The 18,620-nt window shown below is 37.4% G+C and carries 20 protein-coding genes; 17 read left to right on the forward strand and 3 right to left on the reverse strand.

Annotated features, from left to right (window positions below; genetic code table 11):
• Window positions 1–5: 5 nt before the first annotated feature.
• The 12 genes from yfmF (at window position 6) to tsf (ending at window position 11,167) form a co-directional block, all read left to right on the forward strand.
• The gene (yfmF, locus tag B7692_RS09690) at window positions 6–1,256 is read left to right on the forward strand and encodes an EF-P 5-aminopentanol modification-associated protein YfmF (protein ID WP_084930560.1); all 1,251 of its coding nucleotides are present in this window, start codon (window positions 6–8) and stop codon (window positions 1,254–1,256) included.
• On the forward strand, window positions 1,253–2,536 hold the full coding sequence (gene yfmH / locus B7692_RS09695) for an EF-P 5-aminopentanol modification-associated protein YfmH (protein WP_084930561.1): 1,284 nt from the start codon (window positions 1,253–1,255) through the stop codon (window positions 2,534–2,536). Before yfmF ends, yfmH begins: the two co-directional genes overlap by 4 nt.
• Before the next feature lie 41 nt (window positions 2,537–2,577).
• A complete protein-coding gene (gene rodZ, locus B7692_RS09700) occupies window positions 2,578–3,393 on the forward strand; it encodes a cytoskeleton protein RodZ (RefSeq protein WP_045612488.1) in 816 nt (271 codons plus the stop codon).
• A gap of 10 nt (window positions 3,394–3,403) precedes the next feature.
• On the forward strand, window positions 3,404–3,949 hold the full coding sequence (gene pgsA, locus B7692_RS09705; RefSeq protein WP_000712127.1) for a CDP-diacylglycerol--glycerol-3-phosphate 3-phosphatidyltransferase: 546 nt from the start codon (window positions 3,404–3,406) through the stop codon (window positions 3,947–3,949).
• Window positions 3,946–4,773, forward strand: a complete 828-nt coding sequence (locus tag B7692_RS09710) for an energy-coupling factor ABC transporter ATP-binding protein (RefSeq protein WP_084930562.1) — start codon at window positions 3,946–3,948, stop codon at window positions 4,771–4,773. The genes pgsA and B7692_RS09710 overlap by 4 nt, the downstream gene beginning before the upstream one ends.
• Window positions 4,758–5,597: an energy-coupling factor transporter ATPase gene (locus B7692_RS09715; protein WP_084930563.1), complete on the forward strand. Its 840-nt coding sequence runs from the start codon at window positions 4,758–4,760 to the stop codon at window positions 5,595–5,597. Before B7692_RS09710 ends, B7692_RS09715 begins: the two co-directional genes overlap by 16 nt.
• Entirely contained in the window at window positions 5,590–6,384 is a 795-nt protein-coding gene (locus tag B7692_RS09720; RefSeq protein ID WP_084930564.1) for an energy-coupling factor transporter transmembrane component T family protein, read from the forward strand. Before B7692_RS09715 ends, B7692_RS09720 begins: the two co-directional genes overlap by 8 nt.
• A gap of 59 nt (window positions 6,385–6,443) precedes the next feature.
• The gene (gene mreC / locus B7692_RS09725; RefSeq protein ID WP_084930565.1) at window positions 6,444–7,262 is read left to right on the forward strand and encodes a rod shape-determining protein MreC; all 819 of its coding nucleotides are present in this window, start codon (window positions 6,444–6,446) and stop codon (window positions 7,260–7,262) included.
• Window positions 7,262–7,756 (forward strand): rod shape-determining protein MreD, encoded by a 495-nt coding sequence (gene mreD, locus B7692_RS09730; RefSeq protein WP_084930566.1) that lies wholly within the window; start codon window positions 7,262–7,264, stop codon window positions 7,754–7,756. Before mreC ends, mreD begins: the two co-directional genes overlap by 1 nt.
• Before the next feature lie 93 nt (window positions 7,757–7,849).
• On the forward strand, window positions 7,850–9,043 hold the full coding sequence (pcsB, locus tag B7692_RS09735) for a peptidoglycan hydrolase PcsB (protein WP_084930567.1): 1,194 nt from the start codon (window positions 7,850–7,852) through the stop codon (window positions 9,041–9,043).
• 225 nt (window positions 9,044–9,268) lie between these two features.
• Complete coding sequence (gene rpsB / locus B7692_RS09740) at window positions 9,269–10,048, forward strand: 30S ribosomal protein S2 (RefSeq protein ID WP_084930568.1); 780 nt, start codon at window positions 9,269–9,271, stop codon at window positions 10,046–10,048.
• Between the two features lie 78 nt (window positions 10,049–10,126).
• Entirely contained in the window at window positions 10,127–11,167 is a 1,041-nt protein-coding gene (tsf, locus tag B7692_RS09745; protein WP_033682512.1) for a translation elongation factor Ts, read from the forward strand.
• A 121-nt stretch (window positions 11,168–11,288) separates the two neighbouring features.
• On the opposite strand, the gene cysK is transcribed toward tsf, so the two are convergent.
• The 3 genes from cysK to B7692_RS09760 all read right to left on the reverse strand — a co-directional run bounded on the left by cysK (window position 11,289) and on the right by B7692_RS09760 (window position 13,406).
• On the reverse strand, window positions 11,289–12,215 hold the full coding sequence (cysK, locus tag B7692_RS09750; RefSeq protein WP_084930569.1) for a cysteine synthase A: 927 nt from the start codon (window positions 12,213–12,215) through the stop codon (window positions 11,289–11,291).
• A gap of 96 nt (window positions 12,216–12,311) precedes the next feature.
• A complete protein-coding gene (locus B7692_RS09755) occupies window positions 12,312–12,755 on the reverse strand; it encodes a PH domain-containing protein (protein WP_084930570.1) in 444 nt (147 codons plus the stop codon).
• A 15-nt stretch (window positions 12,756–12,770) separates the two neighbouring features.
• Window positions 12,771–13,406, reverse strand: coding sequence for a YigZ family protein (locus B7692_RS09760; RefSeq protein WP_084930571.1), 636 nt, complete (start codon window positions 13,404–13,406; stop codon window positions 12,771–12,773).
• 56 nt (window positions 13,407–13,462) lie between these two features.
• Here B7692_RS09760 and B7692_RS09765 point away from each other — a divergent pair, with 56 nt between their 5' ends.
• The 5 genes from B7692_RS09765 to rplI all read left to right on the forward strand — a co-directional run bounded on the left by B7692_RS09765 (window position 13,463) and on the right by rplI (window position 18,606).
• Window positions 13,463–14,761 carry an ATP-dependent helicase ComFA gene (locus B7692_RS09765; protein ID WP_084930572.1) on the forward strand — a complete coding sequence of 433 codons (1,299 nt, stop codon included), beginning with the start codon at window positions 13,463–13,465 and terminating at the stop codon, window positions 14,759–14,761.
• On the forward strand, window positions 14,758–15,420 hold the full coding sequence (locus tag B7692_RS09770) for a ComF family protein (protein WP_084930573.1): 663 nt from the start codon (window positions 14,758–14,760) through the stop codon (window positions 15,418–15,420). The genes B7692_RS09765 and B7692_RS09770 overlap by 4 nt, the downstream gene beginning before the upstream one ends.
• Window positions 15,421–15,499: 79 nt before the next feature.
• A complete protein-coding gene (gene hpf / locus B7692_RS09775; RefSeq protein WP_004255322.1) occupies window positions 15,500–16,048 on the forward strand; it encodes a ribosome hibernation-promoting factor, HPF/YfiA family in 549 nt (182 codons plus the stop codon).
• A 135-nt stretch (window positions 16,049–16,183) separates the two neighbouring features.
• On the forward strand, window positions 16,184–18,157 hold the full coding sequence (locus B7692_RS09780) for a DHH family phosphoesterase (RefSeq protein WP_084930574.1): 1,974 nt from the start codon (window positions 16,184–16,186) through the stop codon (window positions 18,155–18,157).
• Window positions 18,154–18,606 carry a 50S ribosomal protein L9 gene (rplI, locus tag B7692_RS09785; protein WP_060627336.1) on the forward strand — a complete coding sequence of 151 codons (453 nt, stop codon included), beginning with the start codon at window positions 18,154–18,156 and terminating at the stop codon, window positions 18,604–18,606. The genes B7692_RS09780 and rplI overlap by 4 nt, the downstream gene beginning before the upstream one ends.
• Window positions 18,607–18,620 lie beyond the last annotated feature (14 nt).

Genomic DNA, 18,620 nt, shown 5'->3' on the forward strand with positions numbered 1-18,620 from the left:
AAATCATGGAGTTAGTGCATGGAATTTCAACACATTTTATCCAATCAAAAAAGTTTAAAACGAACAAAATCACCGTGCGTTTTACCGCTCCATTATCTCTTGATACGATTGCAGGTCGCATGTTGAGTGCGAGTATGCTAGAGACTGCTAATCAGATGTATCCTACTGCTCAAGATTTGAGAAAACATTTGGCCAGTCTATATGGTACAGATATGTCAACCAATTGTTTCAGAAGAGGGCAAAGTCATATTGTAGAATTGACATTTAACTATGTTCGTGATGAGTTTTTAAGTAAGAAAAATGTGCTAACTTCTCAGGTTTTGGAACTTTTAAAAGAAACTCTTTTTTCCCCCGTAGTAGTTGATAATGGATTTGATCCAGCCTTATTTGAAATTGAGAAAAAACAATTGCTAGCAAGTTTAGCAGTTGATATGGATGATTCTTTTTATTTTTCACATAAAGAATTAGACAAAATATTTTTTCATGACGAACGTCTCCAATTGGAATATAGTGATTTACGAAATCGTATTTTAGCTGAAACTCCACAGAGTTCTTATTCTTGTTTCCAAGAATTTTTGGCCAATAATCGAATAGATTTCTTTTTCCTAGGTGATTTTAATGAGGTTGAAATTCAAAATGTATTAGAATCATTTGGCTTTAAAGGTCGAGAAGGGGATGTGAAGGTTCAGTATTGTCAACCTTATTCCAATATCCTGCAGGAAGGTATGGTTCGGAAAAATGTGGGACAATCTATTTTGGAATTAGGTTATCATTGTCCTTCTAAATATGGTGATGAGCAATATTTACCCATGATTGTAATGAATGGTTTACTTGGTGGATTTGCTCACTCTAAACTATTTACAAATGTCCGTGAAAATGCTGGATTGGCTTATACTATTTCAAGTCAGCTCGATTTGTTTAGTGGATTCTTGAGGATGTATGCTGGCATTGATCGAGAAAATCGGAATCAGGCTCGAAAAATGATGAATAATCAACTGCTTGATTTAAAAAAAGGTTATTTTACAGAGCTTGAGCTAGAGCAGACCAAGGAAATGATTCGTCGGTCTTTGTTGCTTTCTCAAGATAATCAATCTTCATTGATTGAACGTGCTTATCAAAATGCCTTACTTGGAAAATCTTCAGCAGACTTTAAAGGTTGGATTGCAAAACTCGAGCAAGTTGACAAAGATGCTATTTGTAGAGCAGCTAGTAATGTGAAATTACAAGCAATTTACTTTATGGAAGGAATAGAATGACAAAGGTTGTTTTTGAAGAAAAATACTATCCAGCTGTAAAAGAAATGGTTTATCGAACTCGTTTGGCCAACGGATTGACAGTTGCTCTTTTGCCTAAAAAGGAATTTAAAGAGGTTTACGGGAGTGTCACTGTTCAGTTTGGTTCGGTAGATATGCTTGTCACTGAAGTTGACGGAGATGTAAAAGAATATCCTGCGGGAATTGCTCATTTTCTTGAACATAAATTATTTGAGAGAGAAGATGCTAGTGATTTGATGTCGGCTTTTACGAGTCTAGGTGCAGATAGTAATGCCTTTACAAGCTTTACAAAAACAAGCTATCTTTTTTCAGCAACGGATCATTTTTTAGAAAATTTAGATTTACTTGATGAATTGGTAACATCAGCACACTTTACTGAAGCTTCGATTTTAAGAGAGCAGGATATTATCCAGCAAGAACGAGAAATGTATCAAGATGATCCAGATTCGTGTTTATTCTTTTCAACTTTAGCGAATTTATATCCTGGCACACCTTTAGCAACTGATATAGTTGGCAGTGAGGAGTCCATTTCCCAAATAAATCTAACTAATTTGCAAGAAAATTTTACAAGATTTTACAAACCTGTAAACATGTCTCTGTTTTTAGTTGGTAATTTTGATGTGGATCAAGTACAGGACTATTTTGAAAGAAAAGAACTGGAAGATTTAGATGTTCATGAAGTAGCAAGGGAAAAGTTTGTTTTACAAGCTGTAAAGCAAACAGACAGTATGAGAATGGAAGTGTCTTCTCCTAAACTAGCGATTGGGATTAGAGGTAATCGAGAAGTTGATGAGGCGGATTGCTATCGACATCATATTTTATTAAAATTATTGTTTGCAATGATGTTTGGTTGGACTTCGGATCGTTTTCAAAAATTATATGAATCAGGTAAAATTGATGCGTCCTTATCTCTGGAAGTTGAAGTAACAAGTCGCTTTCATTTTGTTATGTTGACAATGGATACAAAAGAGCCAGTTGCTTTATCCCATCAGTTTAAAAAGGCTATTCGTAATTTCACAAAGGATTTAGATATTACAGAGGATCATTTAGATATTATTAAAAGAGAGATGTTTGGAGAATTTTTCAGTAGCATGAACTCTCTTGAATTTATTGCAACGCAATATGATGCTTTTGGACAAGGTGAGACAATTTTTGATTTACCAAAGATTTTACAGGAAATTACTTTAGAGGATGTCCTTGATGCTGGACATCATTTAATAGATGATGGTGACATAGTTGATTTTACAATATTCCCATCGTAGTAACCTATCATAATAGACACTAGAAAGAAGGGATGACAAGTATGAGGAAAAAAACAATTGGTGAGGTTTTACGATTAGCTAGAATCAATCAGGGATTGAGTTTAGATGAATTGCATAAAAAAACAGAAATTCAGTTGGATATGTTGGAGGCAATGGAAAATGATGATTTTGATCAACTTCCTAGTCCATTTTATACTCGTTCTTTTTTGAGAAAGTATGCGTGGGCAGTTGAACTTGATGAGCGAATTGTCTTGGATGCTTATGATTCTGGGAGCATGATTACTTATGAGGAAGTAGATGTTGATGAAGAGGAGTTGACAGGTAGGAGACGTTCAAGTAAGAAAAATAAGACATCATTTTTACCTTTATTTTATTTTTTACTCTTTGCCCTATCGATTGTAATATTTGTGACTTATTATGTTTGGAATTATCTCCAGACTCAACCGGAGCGTTCGTCTGCGTCTAGTTATAGTGTGGTCCAAGCAATAAGCTCGACTAGTTCTGTAACTTCATCTTCAAGCAGTAGTTCTTCGAATATGGAACCAGCTATAACGGTATCAGGTGAAGGAAATAGAGTAGAAGTTGCTTATAAAACGAGCAAGGAAACTGCAAAATTGCAATTATCAGTCTCAGATGCTAGAAGTTGGGTTAGTGTTTCAGAAAGTGAGCTTGAGGGTGGTGTGACCTTATCACCGGATAATAAAAGTGCGGAAACAACAGTTTCAACTAAAAATTCTGTAATCATTACTTTAGGTGTTGTCAAAGGTGTCGCTTTAACAGTAGATAATCAGACTGTTGACTTATCGAAATTAACAGCTCAGACTGGAAAAATCACTGTAACCTTTACTAAAAATTAAGGAAAAACGAATGAAAAAAGAACAAATTCCAAATCTCTTAACAATAGGTCGAATTCTCTTTATACCTATTTTTATCTTTATTTTAACGATAGGAAATTCGATAGAGAGTCATATTGTGGCAGCTATTATCTTTGCTATTGCCAGTATCACAGACTACTTAGATGGATATTTAGCTCGTAAATGGAATGTGGTCAGTAATTTTGGTAAATTTGCAGATCCTATGGCGGATAAGCTACTAGTTATGTCTGCTTTTATTATGCTGATTGAGTTAGGTATGGCTCCAGCTTGGATTGTTGCAGTGATCATCTGTCGTGAGTTGGCTGTGACAGGTTTAAGACTTTTATTAGTTGAAACTGGTGGAACAGTTTTAGCAGCAGCCATGCCTGGAAAAATTAAAACTTTCAGTCAGATGTTTGCGATTATTTTCTTGCTATTACATTGGACTTTGCTTGGTCAAGTTCTACTTTATGTAGCCTTGTTTTTCACTATCTACTCTGGCTATGATTATTTCAAGGGTAGTGCCTATGTATTTAAAGGGACATTTGGTTCGAAATGAAATCAATAATTGATGTAAAAAATCTTTCTTTTCGTTATAAGGAAAATCAGGAATACTACGATGTGAAGGATATTACGTTTCACGTGAAACGTGGAGAATGGCTTTCGATTGTAGGGCATAATGGTAGTGGTAAATCAACGACGGTTCGATTAATTGATGGTTTACTGGAAGCAGAATCCGGAGAGATTGTAATTGATGGCCAACGTTTGACTGAGGAAAATGTTTGGAATATACGTCGTCAAATCGGTATGGTTTTTCAAAATCCAGACAATCAATTTGTTGGAGCGACTGTTGAAGATGATGTTGCCTTTGGTTTGGAAAATCAGGGACTTTCTCGTCAAGAAATGAAAAAAAGAGTGGAAGAAGCTCTGGATTTGGTTGGCATGTTGGACTTTAAAAAGAGAGAGCCAGCTCGTCTGTCAGGTGGCCAAAAGCAACGTGTGGCCATTGCAGGTGTTGTAGCCCTAAGACCAGCTATTTTAATCCTAGATGAAGCAACGAGTATGTTGGATCCTGAGGGGCGTAGAGAACTGATTGATACAGTAAAAGGAATTCGAAAAGACTATGATATGACGGTCATTTCCATTACACATGATTTGGAAGAAGTTGCCATGAGTGATCGTGTGTTGGTCATGAAAAAAGGGGAAATTGAATCAACCAGTAGTCCAAGAGAACTTTTCTCTCGTAATGATTTAGATCAAATTGGATTAGACGATCCTTTTGCCAATCAATTAAAACATTCTTTGAATCAGAATGGCTATGATTTGCCTGAAAATTATTTGACAGAAAGTGAGCTAGAGGATAAACTATGGGAATTGCTCTAGAAAATGTGAGTTTTACGTATCAAGAAGGGACTCCCTTAGCTTCAACAGCTTTGTCAGATGTTTCTTTGACGATTGAAGATGGTTCTTATACGGCCTTAATTGGCCACACAGGTAGTGGTAAATCAACTATTTTACAACTATTAGATGGTTTATTGGTGCCAAGCCAAGGGAGTGTGCGGGTTTTTGATACCTTAATCACCTCGACTTCTAAAAATAAAGATATTCGTCAAATTAGAAAACAGGTTGGCTTGGTATTTCAGTTTGCTGAAAATCAGATCTTTGAAGAAACAGTTTTGAAGGACGTTGCTTTTGGACCACAAAATTTTGGAGTTTCTGAAGAAGATGCGGAGCAGATTGCGCGTGAGAAACTGGCTCTGGTTGGAATTGATGAATCACTTTTTAATCGTAGCCCGTTTGAGCTGTCAGGTGGACAAATGAGACGTGTCGCAATTGCAGGCATACTTGCCATGGAGCCAGCTATATTAGTCTTAGATGAGCCCACAGCAGGCTTAGATCCCTTGGGGAGAAAAGAGTTGATGACCCTGTTCAAAAAACTCCACCAGTCAGGGATGACCATCGTCTTGGTAACGCATTTGATGGATGATGTAGCTGAATATGCGAATCAAGTCTATGTAATGGAAAAGGGACGTTTAGTGAAGGGTGGCAAACCGAGTGATGTCTTTCAAGATGTTGTTTTTATGGAAGAAGTGCAGCTGGGAGTACCTAAGATTACAGCATTTTGTAAACGATTGGCTGATAGAGGTGTGTCATTTAAACGATTACCGATTAAGATAGAGAAGTTCAAGGAGTCGCTAAATGGATAGTATGATTTTGGGGCGTTATATCCCAGGGGATTCGATTGTTCACCGGTTGGATCCACGTAGTAAATTACTGGCTATGATGCTACTGATTTTGATCGTTTTTTGGGCTAATAATCCTTTGACGAATCTAATTCTTTTTATAGCGACAGGGATATTTATTGCCTTGTCAGGAGTATCTCTTTCATTCTTTATTCAGGGCTTGAAATCTATGTTTTTCTTGATTGCCTTCACAACTATTTTTCAACTATTTTTCATTTCTAATGGGAATGTTTTATTTGAGTTTTCGTTTGTGAGAATCACGGATTATGCTTTGCAACAAGCTGGAATTATTTTTTGTCGCTTTGTATTGATTATTTTCTTTTCAACTTTGTTAACCTTAACGACCATGCCCTTAAGTTTGGCATCAGCTGTCGAAGCTTTGTTAGCGCCTTTAAAGCGTGTGAAAGTTCCAGTTCATGAAATCGGTTTGATGCTGTCTATGAGTTTGCGTTTTGTCCCAACCTTGATGGATGATACGACGCGGATTATGAATGCACAGAAAGCGCGTGGAGTGGATTTTGGAGAAGGAAGTATTGTTCAAAAGGTGAAGGCTATGATTCCCATTTTGATTCCTCTTTTTGCGACAAGTTTAAAACGTGCGGATTCCTTGGCTATTGCTATGGAAGCGCGTGGTTATCAGGGGGGAAAAGGCAGAAGTCAATACCGACAACTGAAATGGACTCGAAAGGATACGCTGACCATTCTTGTTATTCTCGTACTTGGTTGTTGCTTATTTTTCTTAAAATCTTAGTAGCTTTCAGGAATTAATAAAAAAGTTACTGTAACAGTTTTTGATATAAAGGTAGGAATATGAACCGTTTTAAAAAATCAAAATATGTCATTATTGTTTTTGTCACTGTTCTGCTTGTGTCAGCTTTCTTAGCGACGACTTATTCAAGCGCAATTGTGACAAAATTGGGAGATGAAATCTCATTGGTTGATAGGGTTGTGCAAAAACCTTTTCAGTGGTTTGATTCTGTTAAATCAGATTTGGCACATTTGACACGAACATATAATGAAAATGAAAGTTTGAAGAAACAGATTTACCAGTTAGAAGTTAAATCGAATGAGGCGGAAAGTTTAAAGACAGAAAATGAGCAACTGCGCCAATTGCTTGATATGAAGTCTAAATTGCAAGCCACAAAAACTTTAGCAGCAGATGTTATTATGCGTTCTCCGGTATCTTGGAAACAGGAATTGACTCTAGATGCGGGCAAATCAAAAGGGGCTTCTGAGAACATGTTAGTCATTGCAAATGGTGGTTTGATTGGGAGTGTTTCAAAAGTGGAGGACAACTCTACTATGGTCAACCTTCTGACAAATACGGAAAATGCTGATAAGATTTCTGTTAAAATTCAACATGGTTCTACAACAATTTATGGGATTATTGTTGGCTATGACAAGGAAAATGAAGTTCTCAAAATTAGCCAATTAAATAGTAATAGCGATATTAGTGCGGGAGATAAGGTGACCACTGGTGGATTAGGAAACTTTAACGTTGCTGATATTCCTGTTGGTAAAGTGGTTGCTACAACGCATAGTACAGACTATTTGACAAGAGAAGTAACAGTTAAATTAAGTGCAGATACTCATAATGTGAGTGTGATAGAATTAGTGGGGAATTCATAATGAGACAGTTGAAGCGGGTTGGAGTATTTTTATTGCTTCCTTTCTTTGTTCTAATTGATGCCCATATTAGTCAGCTTCTGGGCTCATTTTTTCCCCACGTGCAGTTGGCTAGTCATTTTCTATTTTTGTTTCTCTTATTTGAGACGATTGAGGTATCAGAGTATCTCTATTTAGCATATTGTTTTGTAGTGGGTTTGGTTTATGACATTTACTTTTTCCACTTGATAGGGATTGCGACTTTGTTGTTCGTCTTGTTGGGAGTATTTCTCCATAAATTTAATAGTGTTATTTTATTGAATCGTTGGACGAGAATGTTGGCAATTATTGTCATGACTTTTCTATTTGAGATGGGAGCTTATATACTTGCAATAGTGGTAGGTTTAACTGTGGATAGTATGTCTTTATTCATAGTCTATAGTTTAGTTCCATCAATGATTTTGAACCTTATATGGATGATTATTTTTCAGTTTATTTTTGAAAAATTTTACCTATAAGAAAGAAATAAAAATGTAACAAAGGCGTAATATTCATTAGGCCTTTTTTTGGTATACTAGTAATGTCTTTAAAAGAAGGAGTATCTACGCAATATGAAGAAAAAAATCTTAGCGTCACTTTTACTAAGTACAGTAATGGTTTCTCAAGTAGCTGTTTTAACAACTGCGCATGCAGAAACTACTGATGACAAAATTGCTGCTCAAGATAATAAAATTAGTAACTTAACAGCACAACAACAAGAAGCTCAAAAACAAGTTGATCAAATTCAGGAGCAAGTATCTGCTATTCAAACAGAGCAATCAAACTTGCAATCTGAAAATGATAGACTACAAGCAGAATCTAAAAAGCTTGAGGGTGAAATTACAGAACTTTCTAAGAATATTGTATCTCGTAATGATTCATTGCAAAAACAAGCTCGTAGCGCTCAAACAAATGGAGCTGCAACTAACTACATCAATACAATTGTAAATTCAAAATCAATTACAGAAGCTATCTCACGTGTTGCTGCAATGAGTGAGATCGTATCTGCAAACAACAAGATGTTGGAACAACAAAAAGCAGATAAAAAAGCTATTTCTGAAAAACAAGTAGCAAATAATGATGCTATCAATACAGTTATTGCAAATCAGCAAAAACTAGCTGATGATGCTCAAACATTAACTACAAAACAAGCAGAGTTGAAAGCTGCCGAATTGAATCTTGCTGCTGAAAAGGCTACTGCAGAGGATGAAAAAGCAAGTTTACTTGAGAAAAAAGCAGCAGCGGAAGCGGAAGCTAAAGCAGCTGCAGAAGCAGAAGCTGCTTATAAAGCTAAACAAGCAAGTCAACAACAAACAGTCGTTGCTTCTGGAAATACAACTTTTACAGCAGAAGTTCAAGCAGTATCTAGCTCATCTGAATCATCTTCAAGTTACGCACCTGCATCAGTAAAACATCGTCCAACATACAGTACAAATGCTTCAAGTTATCCAACTGGTGAGTGTACATGGGGAGCTAAAACCTTGGCCCCTTGGGCTGGAGACTACTGGGGTAATGGAGCACAGTGGGCTACAAGTGCAGCTGCAGCAGGATTCCGTACAGGATCTACACCTCAAGTTGGCGCGATTGCATGTTGGAATGACGGTGGATATGGACACGTAGCAGTAGTTACAGCTGTTTCATCATCAACAAGTATCCAAGTATCTGAATCAAACTATGGTGGAAATCGTACAATCGGAAATAAACGTGGATGGTTCAATCCTACTACAACTTCAGAAGGTTTTGTAACATATATCTATCCAAACTAATGAATGAAACGAAGAGGCTCTATTCGAGTCTCTTTTATGATTTATATAGTTAACTTACTTTAAAAATCTACTAAAACAGCTTGAAAATATTGAAAAAGTATGGTAAAATGAAACTTGTCGTGTGAACGATAATACTCATTCTTGATGAATTGTGAAACAGTTGCCTTTGGGTCGTTTTGCGAGTTGAAGTCAAGAAGAGGAAAAAAACAAAAAGGAGAAATACTCATGGCAGTAATTTCAATGAAACAACTTCTTGAGGCTGGTGTACACTTTGGTCACCAAACTCGTCGCTGGAACCCTAAGATGGCTAAGTACATCTTCACTGAGCGTAACGGAATCCACGTTATCGACTTGCAACAAACTGTAAAATACGCTGACCAAGCATACGACTTCATGCGTGATGCAGCAGCTAACGATGCAGTTGTATTGTTCGTTGGTACTAAGAAACAAGCAGCTGATGCAGTTGCTGAAGAAGCAGTACGTTCAGGTCAATACTTCATCAACCACCGTTGGTTGGGTGGAACTCTTACAAACTGGGGAACAATCCAAAAACGTATCGCTCGTTTGAAAGAAATCAAACGTATGGAAGAAGATGGAACTTTCGAAGTTCTTCCTAAGAAAGAAGTTGCACTTCTTAATAAACAACGTGCACGTCTTGAAAAATTCTTGGGTGGTATCGAAGATATGCCTCGTATCCCAGATGTTATGTACGTAGTTGACCCACATAAAGAGCAAATTGCTGTTAAAGAAGCTAAAAAATTGGGAATCCCAGTTGTAGCGATGGTTGACACAAACACTGATTCAGATGATATCGATGTAATCATCCCAGCTAACGATGACGCTATCCGCGCTGTTAAATTGATCACAGCTAAGTTGGCTGATGCTATCATCGAAGGACGTCAAGGTGAAGATGCAGCAGCAGTTGAAGCAGAATTTGCAGCTTCTGAAGCTCAAGCAGATTCAATCGAAGAAATCGTTGAAGTTGTAGAAGGCGACAACGCTTAATTCATATAAATAGTAATTACCTAGGAGGGCGGGGCTTAGCCCGGCTCTCCTATTTTTAAAAAATATAGGAGAATCAAAATGGCAGAAATTACAGCTAAACTTGTAAAAGAGTTGCGTGAAAAATCTGGTGCCGGAGTTATGGACGCTAAAAAAGCGCTTGTAGAAACAGACGGTGACATCGAAAAAGCGATTGAATTGCTTCGTGAAAAAGGTATGGCTAAGGCAGCTAAGAAAGCTGACCGTGTTGCTGCAGAAGGTTTGACTGGTGTTTACGTTAACGGTAATGTTGCAGCAGTTATCGAAGTAAACGCTGAAACTGACTTCGTTGCTAAAAATGCTCAATTCGTTGAATTGGTAAATACTACAGCTAAAGTTATTGCTGAAGGAAAACCTGCTAACAATGAAGAAGCTCTTGCTTTGACAATGCCTTCAGGTGAAACTCTTGAAGCTGCATACGTATCTGCAACAGCAACTATCGGAGAAAAAATCTCATTCCGTCGTTTTGCATTGATTGAAAAAACAGATGCACAACACTTTGGAGCATACCAACATAACGGTGGACGTATCGGTGTTATTTCAGTTGTTGAAGGTGGAGACGAAGCACTTGCTAAACAATTGTCAATGCACATCGCAGCGATGAAACCAACAGTTCTTTCTTATAAAGAATTGGATGAGCAATTCGTTAAAGATGAGTTGGCACAATTGAACCACGTTATCGACCAAGACAACGAAAGCCGTGCAATGGTTAACAAACCAGCTCTTCCACACTTGAAGTATGGGTCAAAAGCTCAATTGACTGATGAAGTAATTGCGCAAGCTGAAGCTGATATCAAAGCTGAATTGGCTGCAGAAGGCAAACCAGAAAAAATCTGGGATAAAATTATCCCAGGTAAAATGGATCGCTTCATGCTTGACAACACTAAAGTTGACCAAGCTTACACACTTCTTGCACAAGTTTACATCATGGATGACAGCAAGACAGTTGAAGCATACCTTGAATCAGTTAACGCTTCAGTAGTTGAGTTCGCTCGCTTTGAAGTTGGTGAAGGTATCGAAAAAGCTGCAAACGACTTCGAAGCTGAAGTTGCAGCTACAATGGCAGCAGCCTTGAATAATTAATAATTAAAAGGAAGCAAATTTGCTTCCTTTTTTCTATGCAGTCGATGCATATAGGGAGATGTTCCTATTTTTAAGGTATAAATAAAAAGCCCTATAATAAGGGCTAAGTGTATTTAGGAGACTACACTTCAAATTCATATAGTGCTGTAGACAAATAACGTTCGCCGTTATCTGGTGCTAGAGCAAGAACTTTCTTACCTGTACCTAATTTTTTGGCAACTTCAATGGCTCCATAGATAGCTGCAGCTGAAGAAATACCAACAAGGAAGCCTTCTTTTCCACCAATTTCACGTCCAAGTGCGAGAGCATCGTCTGATGTTACACGAACGATACCATCATAGGCTTTAGTATCCAGTGTATCAGGAATAAATCCAGCTGAGATACCTTGAATTTTGTGTGGTCCAGGTTTTTCACCAGATAGAATAGCAGATTCGTCTGCTTCTACTGCAAAAACTTGAATGTTAGAATTTGCTGATTTGAGTGCATGGGAAACACCAGAAATTGTTCCACCGGTACCAACTCCAGCAACAAAGGCATCTAATCCATCTTTACCGAAAGCAGCTAGTATCTCAGCTCCTGTTGTTCTTTCGTGTACTTCTGGATTAGCTGGATTGTCAAACTGAAGAGGAAGGAAACCATCACGTTCAGCAGCGATTTCTTGGGCCTTGGCAATAGCACCTTTCATTCCTTCGCTACCAGGAGTGAGGACGAGTTCAGCACCATAGGCTTGGATAATCTTACGTCGTTCCACACTCATAGTTTCAGGCATAACGATGACGACTTTATACCCTTTAGCAGCACCTACCCATGAAAGTCCAATACCAGTGTTTCCACTTGTTGCTTCAACAATGGTAGCACCCGGTTTCAGAATACCGTCTTGTTCAGCTTTTTCAATCATGCTAAGAGCAATACGATCTTTTACAGAAGAACCAGGATTAAATGCTTCAAGCTTTACATAGACGTCCGCAGCACCTTCTGGCACAATATTGTTGAGTTTAACAATCGGAGTTTGACCGATTAGTTCAGTAATGTTGTTATAAATAGACATATGAATACCTCTTTGTATAAGATATTTCTAGTATAACGCTATCTATACCATTTGTAAAATATAGAAATCCTATCGAAGCGATAGGATTTTTTTATATCATAGGTCTAAGCTATTAATTTTTAAGCGATTGTGATAAGCTAATTCTAATAAATAGGTGTAAAGTGGAATGATATCCGTTTTCTTAGGGAATTCAAATTTATGAGCACTAAAATGCTCATTATGTGCTTTTAGAAAGACATTTTCTAAATAAGTAATAGTAATTTCACTATCATCTATACCTGCTCCAGCAGTTTCCATTTCAACGTTAACAATGTTCATCAAAAAGATTGATTTAATAGACATCTTACGACCAGTAGCGCCTTGTTTATCTGTAAAGATAATACGGATATTTGTAAATATAATTGAGTCACGAATCAGTTTATATCCACTTTGAATTTCTTCATTTTCTAGTAAATATTTTCCATATTCTTTGATAAGAGTTTCTTTGTTTTGCTCGCTAAAATTACCAGCGAGTCCTTGAATGAATTTTCCAAATGCCATATTTTTCTCCTTTATTTACACTAAGTTTACAGGAACTTCAACTTCTCGTAAACCTTGATCAGTTAAAGTGACCTTTCCATTAAAAAACTCTACAAGTGCAGCTTTAATATTTTCTTTTTCTTCTTTATCAACATAAATCACCGTATCGACTTGATCTGTAAAATTGGTATCTAGCTCCATGAGATTATGTTCTTTAAGGAAGTTACTGTACTCTTGATACTGAGCGTAAGACATTTGAATAGAAATTCCAGCTTGTTCCTTTATTTCAACAATGCCAATTTCTTTGACAGCTAAGGCAACACTGCCAGCGTAAGCACGAATCAGTCCTCCAGCGCCTAATTTAATACCACCAAAGTAACGTGTCACGACCACACAGACATTAGTAAGATTGTGATTTTCTAGTACCCCAAGCATGGGAACGCCAGCAGTACCACTGGGCTCACCATCATCACTTGTACGTTTGATTTCACTACGTTCCCCAATAATGAAGGCAGAGCAGTTATGCGTCGCTTTGTAGTGTTCTTTTTTGATGGTGGTGATGAATTCACGAGCATCTTCTTCGCTATAAACACGCTTAGCATGACAGATAAAGCGGGATTTTTTGATTTCTTCTTGGACTTGACCGTCTTCTTTAATTGTTCTAAATTCCATGATTTAATTGTACTAAAAAATCATCTAAAGCGCTAGGTTTTTACGAATAAAGAAGTATGAAAGTAAATCCAAATTATCTCGGTCGTTTGTTTACTGAGAATGAATTAACTAAAGAGGAACGTCAGTTGGCGGAGAAACTTCCAGCAATGAGAAAGGAGAAGGGGAAACTTTTCTGTCAACGTTGTAATAGTATTATTCTAGAGGAATGGTATTTGCCCGTCGGTGCTTACTATTGTCGGGAGTGCTTAATTATGAAGCGAGTTAGGAGTGATCAATCTTTATACTATTTCCCACAGGAGGATTTTCCGAAGCAAGATGTTCTTAAATGGCGTGGTCAATTAACTCCTTTTCAAGAGAAGGTGTCAGAGGGACTGATTCAAGCAGTAGACAAGCAAGAGCCAACTTTAGTTCATGCGGTGACAGGGGCTGGAAAGACAGAAATGATTTATCAAGTTGTGGCTAAGGTGATTAATGCGGGTGGTGCAGTGTGTTTGGCCAGCCCTCGAATAGATGTATGCTTGGAATTGTATAAGCGCCTGCAATATGATTTTGCTTGTAAGATATCCTTGCTACACGGAGAATCAGAACCGTACTTCCGAACGCCATTAGTTGTTGCGACGACCCATCAGTTATTGAAATTTTATCAAGCTTTTGATTTGCTGATAGTGGATGAAGTAGATGCCTTTCCATATGTTGACAATCCAACGCTTTACCATGCTGTCAAGAATAGTGTAAAGGAAAATGGGCTGAGAATCTTTTTAACAGCAACTTCTACAGATGAGTTAGATAGGAAGGTTCGCATCGGAGAATTAAAACGATTGAGTTTGCCAAGACGATTTCATGGAAATCCGTTGATTATTCCTAAACCTGTTTGGTTGTCGGATTTTAATCGCTATTTAGAGAAGAAGTGTTTATCGCCAAAGCTAAAGTCTTATATTGAGAAGCAGAGAAAGACAGCTTATCCGTTACTTATTTTTGCATCAGAAATTAAGAAAGGAGAGCAACTAAAAGAAATCTTACAGGAGCAATTTCCAAATGAGAAAATTGGTTTTGTGTCTTCCGTAACAGAAGATCGATTAGAGCAAGTACAAGCTTTTCGAGATGGAGAATTGACAATACTTATCAGTACGACGATCTTGGAGCGTGGAGTTACCTTCCCTTTTGTGGACGTTTTTGTAGTAGAGGCCAATCATCGTCTGTTTACCAAGTCTAGTTTGATTCAGATTGGTGGACGAGTTGGACGAATCATGGATAGACCGACAGGAGATTTGCTTTTCTTTCATGACGGGTTAAATGCTTCAATTAAGAAGGCAATTAAGGAAATTCAGCAGATGAACAAGGAGGCGGGGCTATGAAGTGCTTATTGTGTGGGCAGACTATGAAGGCTGTTTTAACTTTTAGTAGTCTCTTACTTCTGAGGAATGATGTTTCCTGTCTTTGTTTAGATTGTGATTCTACTTTTGAGAAAATTGGAGAAGAGCACTGTCCAAACTGTATGAAAACAGGTTTGTCAACAAAGTGTCAAGATTGTCAATTTTGGTGTAAAGAAGGAATTGAGGTCAGTCATAGAGGGATTTTTACTTACAATCAAGCTATGAAGGATTTTTTCAGTCGGTATAAGTTTGATGGAGACTTCCTTTTAAGAAAAGTGTTCGCTTCATTTTTAAGTGAGGAGTTAAAAAAGTACAAAGAGTATCAATTTGTTGTAATTCCCCTAAGTCCTGAAAGATTGCTTGACAGAGGATTTAATCAGGTTGAAGGTTTAGTTGAAGCAGCAGGTTTCAAGCATCTGGATTTATTAGAGAAAAGAGAAGAGAGAGCTAGCTCTTCTAAAAGTCGCTCAGAACGCTTGGCAACAGAACTTCCGTTCTTTATTAAAAGTGGAGTCACTATTCCTAAGAAAATCCTACTTATAGATGATATTTATACTACTGGAACAACTATAAATCGTGTGAAGAAACTGCTGGAAGAAGCTGGTGCTGAGGATGTAAAAACTTTTTCCCTTGTAAGATGAGGAAAAAATTTGCAAAAACAAAATGAAAGCGTTATAATGAAATCAGAAAAACAAAAATGTTTAGAAAGAAGGTACTCATATGATTAAATATAGTATCCGTGGTGAAAACCTAGAAGTAACAGAAGCAATTCGTGATTATGTAGTTTCTAAACTCGAAAAGATCGAAAAGTATTTTCAAGCTGAACAAGAGTTGGATGCTCGAGTTAACTTGAAGGTGTATCGTGAAAAAACTGCTAAAGTGGAGGTGACGATTCCGCTTGGCTCAATTACTCTTCGTGCAGAAGATGTGTCTCAAGATATGTATGGTTCAATTGACCTTGTAACCGATAAAATTGAACGTCAGATTCGTAAAAATAAAACAAAAATCGAGCGTAAAAATAAAAACAAGGTAGCAACTAGTCAATTATTTACAGATGCTTTGGTGGAAGATACAAATGTTGTCCAATCTAGAGTGGTTCGTTCAAAACAAATTGATTTAAAACCAATGGATTTGGAAGAAGCTATTCTACAGATGGATTTGTTGGGACATGATTTTTTTATCTATGTGGATGTTGAAGATCAGACAACCAATGTGATTTATCGTCGTGAGGATGGCGAAATTGGTTTGTTAGAAGTTAAAGAATCTTAATTTCAATATGTATAAAGGAAGGTTTACTGAATTGTAAACCTCCTTTTTCTTATAATTGATAGAATTACTGATTACACCTTTAAAAAGTCGCTTTTTGGTGGTTATTATGGTATAATGGGTGCCAAGAGGTTTGGAATGAAAAAATTTTATGTAAGTCCTATTTTCCCCTTAATATTAGGAATAGTGGCGTTCGGAGTGCTATCTGTGCAACTTGTTTTTGTAACGAATACACTGGTAACGCTATTTCTTTTGCTACTTATTTTGGGTTCATATAGTTTATTATTCATCCATCAGAGAGACTACTACTCAAAGAGTGAAGTAGAACAAATCCAGTATGTAAACCACCAAGCTGAAGAAAGTTTGACAACCTTGTTAGAACAGATGCCTGTCGGAGTTATTAAATTAGACTTGTCGTCAGGTGAAGTTGAATGGTTTAATCCTTATGCTGAATTGATTTTGACTAATGAAGTGGGCGAGATTGATGTTGCATTAATTCAAACAATTATCAAGGCATCGGTAGGAAATCCAGGTTCTTATGCTACCTTGGGTGAGACCCGCTATTCGGTTCATATGGACAAGGTGTCTGGAGTTCTTTACTTCTTTGATGTGTCTGGAGAATACGAAGCGACTGTTGAGTTAGTAACGAGTCGACCTGTGATTGGGGTCGTTTCCGTTGACAACTATGATGACTTAGAAGATGAAACATCGGAGTCTGATATCAGTCATATCAATAGTTTTGTAGCCAATTTTGTTTCAGAATTTGCTGGTAAACATGCCATGTTCTCCCGTCGAGTAAGTATGGATCGCTTTTATCTATTTACGGACTACACGGTACTTGAGGGATTGATGAACGATAAATTTTCTGTTATTGATTCTTTCAGAGAAGAGGCGAAACAGAGACAGTTGCCCTTGACCTTAAGTATGGGATTTTCTTATGGTGATGGAAATCATGATGAGATAGGGAAAGTTGCATTGCTCAACTTGAACTTGGCTGAAGTACGTGGTGGCGACCAAGTGGTTGTCAAGGAGAATGACGAAACGAAAAATCCAGTTTATTTTGGTGGTGGATCTGCTGCCTCAATCAAGCGTACAAGGACACGTACGCGCGCTATGATGACAGCTATTTCAGATAAAATTAGAAGTGTAGATCAGGTTTTTGTAGTTGGTCACAAAAATCTTGATATGGATGCTTTGGGTTCTGCTGTAGGTATGCAGTTATTTGCTAGTAATGTAACAGAAAATAGTTATGCTCTTTATGATGAAGATCAAATGTCACCAGATATTGAACGAGCTGTTGCATTCTTAGAAAAAGAAGGAGTTACGAAGTTGTTGTCTGTTAAGGATGCAATGGGGATGGTGACCAATCGTTCTTTGTTGATTCTTGTAGACCATTCAAAGACAGCTTTAACTCTATCAAAAGATTTTTATGATTTATTTACTCAAACCATTGTTATTGACCACCACAGACGGGATCAGGATTTTCCAGACAATGCGGTTATTACTTATATCGAAAGTGGTGCAAGTAGTGCCAGTGAGTTGGTAACGGAATTGATTCAGTTCCAGAATTCTAAGAAAAATCGTTTGAGTCGTATGCAAGCAAGTGTTTTAATGGCTGGTATGATGTTGGATACTAAAAATTTCACCTCACGAGTGACTAGTCGGACATTTGATGTTGCTAGCTATCTCAGAACGAGAGGAAGTGATAGTATTGCTATCCAAGAGATTGCTGCAACAGATTTTGAAGAATATCGTGAGGTCAATGAACTGATTTTACAGGGGCGTAAATTAGGTTCAGATGTACTAATAGCGGAGGCTAAGGACTCGAAATGTTATGATACAGTTGTTATTAGTAAGGCAGCAGATGCCATGTTAGCTATGTCAGGTATTGAAGCGAGTTTTGTTCTTGCGAAGAATACACAAGGATTTATCTCTATCTCAGCTCGCAGTCGTAGTAAGCTGAATGTACAACGGATTATGGAAGAGCTGGGAGGTGGAGGCCACTTTAATTTGGCAGCAGCTCAAATTAAGGATTCAACCTTGTCAGAAGCAGGTGAAAAACTGACAGAAATTGTATTAAATGAAATAAAGGAAAAGGAGAAAGAAGAATGAAAGTAATCTTTTTAGCAGATGTCAAAGGAAAAGGTAAAAAAGGCGAAATTAAGGAAGTACCAACAGGGTATGCGCAAAACTTTCTTATCAAAAAGAGTCTAGCCAAAGAAGCGACTGCTCAAGCTGTAGGTGAACTTCGTGGTAAACAAAAATCTGAAGAAAAAGCTCATGCTGAGATGATTGCAGAAGCAAAAGCAATTAAAGCTCAACTAGAAGCAGAGGAAACTATTGTAGAATTTGTTGAAAAAGTTGGTCCAGATGGCCGTACTTTTGGTTCAATTACGAATAAGAAGATTGCAGAAGAATTGCAAAAGCAATTTGGAATTAAGATTGATAAACGTCATATCCAAGTACAAGCTCCGATTCGAGCAGTTGGTTTGATTGATGTACCAGTGAAAATCTATCAAGATATTACAAGTGTAATCAATCTTCGTGTGAAAGAAGGGTAAATTTACACTTTCTT

The sequence above is a fragment of the Streptococcus mitis genome (genome assembly GCF_002096925.1).
Lineage (GTDB): Bacteria > Bacillota > Bacilli > Lactobacillales > Streptococcaceae > Streptococcus > Streptococcus mitis_AF.

Excerpts from the sequence above, each read along its gene's own strand:
- yfmF (WP_084930560.1), top strand. The coding sequence starts at position 6 with ATGGAGTTAGTGCATGGAATTTCAACACATTTTATCCAATCAAAAAAG.
- yfmH (WP_084930561.1), top strand. The coding sequence starts at position 1,253 with ATGACAAAGGTTGTTTTTGAAGAAAAATACTATCCAGCTGTAAAAGAA.
- rodZ (WP_045612488.1), top strand. The coding sequence starts at position 2,578 with ATGAGGAAAAAAACAATTGGTGAGGTTTTACGATTAGCTAGAATCAAT.
- pgsA (WP_000712127.1), top strand. The coding sequence starts at position 3,404 with ATGAAAAAAGAACAAATTCCAAATCTCTTAACAATAGGTCGAATTCTC.
- B7692_RS09710 (WP_084930562.1), top strand. The coding sequence starts at position 3,946 with ATGAAATCAATAATTGATGTAAAAAATCTTTCTTTTCGTTATAAGGAA.
- B7692_RS09715 (WP_084930563.1), top strand. The coding sequence starts at position 4,758 with ATGGGAATTGCTCTAGAAAATGTGAGTTTTACGTATCAAGAAGGGACT.
- B7692_RS09720 (WP_084930564.1), top strand. The coding sequence starts at position 5,590 with ATGGATAGTATGATTTTGGGGCGTTATATCCCAGGGGATTCGATTGTT.
- mreC (WP_084930565.1), top strand. The coding sequence starts at position 6,444 with ATGAACCGTTTTAAAAAATCAAAATATGTCATTATTGTTTTTGTCACT.
- mreD (WP_084930566.1), top strand. The coding sequence starts at position 7,262 with ATGAGACAGTTGAAGCGGGTTGGAGTATTTTTATTGCTTCCTTTCTTT.
- pcsB (WP_084930567.1), top strand. The coding sequence starts at position 7,850 with ATGAAGAAAAAAATCTTAGCGTCACTTTTACTAAGTACAGTAATGGTT.
- rpsB (WP_084930568.1), top strand. The coding sequence starts at position 9,269 with ATGGCAGTAATTTCAATGAAACAACTTCTTGAGGCTGGTGTACACTTT.
- tsf (WP_033682512.1), top strand. The coding sequence starts at position 10,127 with ATGGCAGAAATTACAGCTAAACTTGTAAAAGAGTTGCGTGAAAAATCT.
- cysK (WP_084930569.1), bottom strand. The coding sequence starts at position 12,215 with ATGTCTATTTATAACAACATTACTGAACTAATCGGTCAAACTCCGATT.
- B7692_RS09755 (WP_084930570.1), bottom strand. The coding sequence starts at position 12,755 with ATGGCATTTGGAAAATTCATTCAAGGACTCGCTGGTAATTTTAGCGAG.
- B7692_RS09760 (WP_084930571.1), bottom strand. The coding sequence starts at position 13,406 with ATGGAATTTAGAACAATTAAAGAAGACGGTCAAGTCCAAGAAGAAATC.
- B7692_RS09765 (WP_084930572.1), top strand. The coding sequence starts at position 13,463 with ATGAAAGTAAATCCAAATTATCTCGGTCGTTTGTTTACTGAGAATGAA.
- B7692_RS09770 (WP_084930573.1), top strand. The coding sequence starts at position 14,758 with ATGAAGTGCTTATTGTGTGGGCAGACTATGAAGGCTGTTTTAACTTTT.
- hpf (WP_004255322.1), top strand. The coding sequence starts at position 15,500 with ATGATTAAATATAGTATCCGTGGTGAAAACCTAGAAGTAACAGAAGCA.
- B7692_RS09780 (WP_084930574.1), top strand. The coding sequence starts at position 16,184 with ATGAAAAAATTTTATGTAAGTCCTATTTTCCCCTTAATATTAGGAATA.
- rplI (WP_060627336.1), top strand. The coding sequence starts at position 18,154 with ATGAAAGTAATCTTTTTAGCAGATGTCAAAGGAAAAGGTAAAAAAGGC.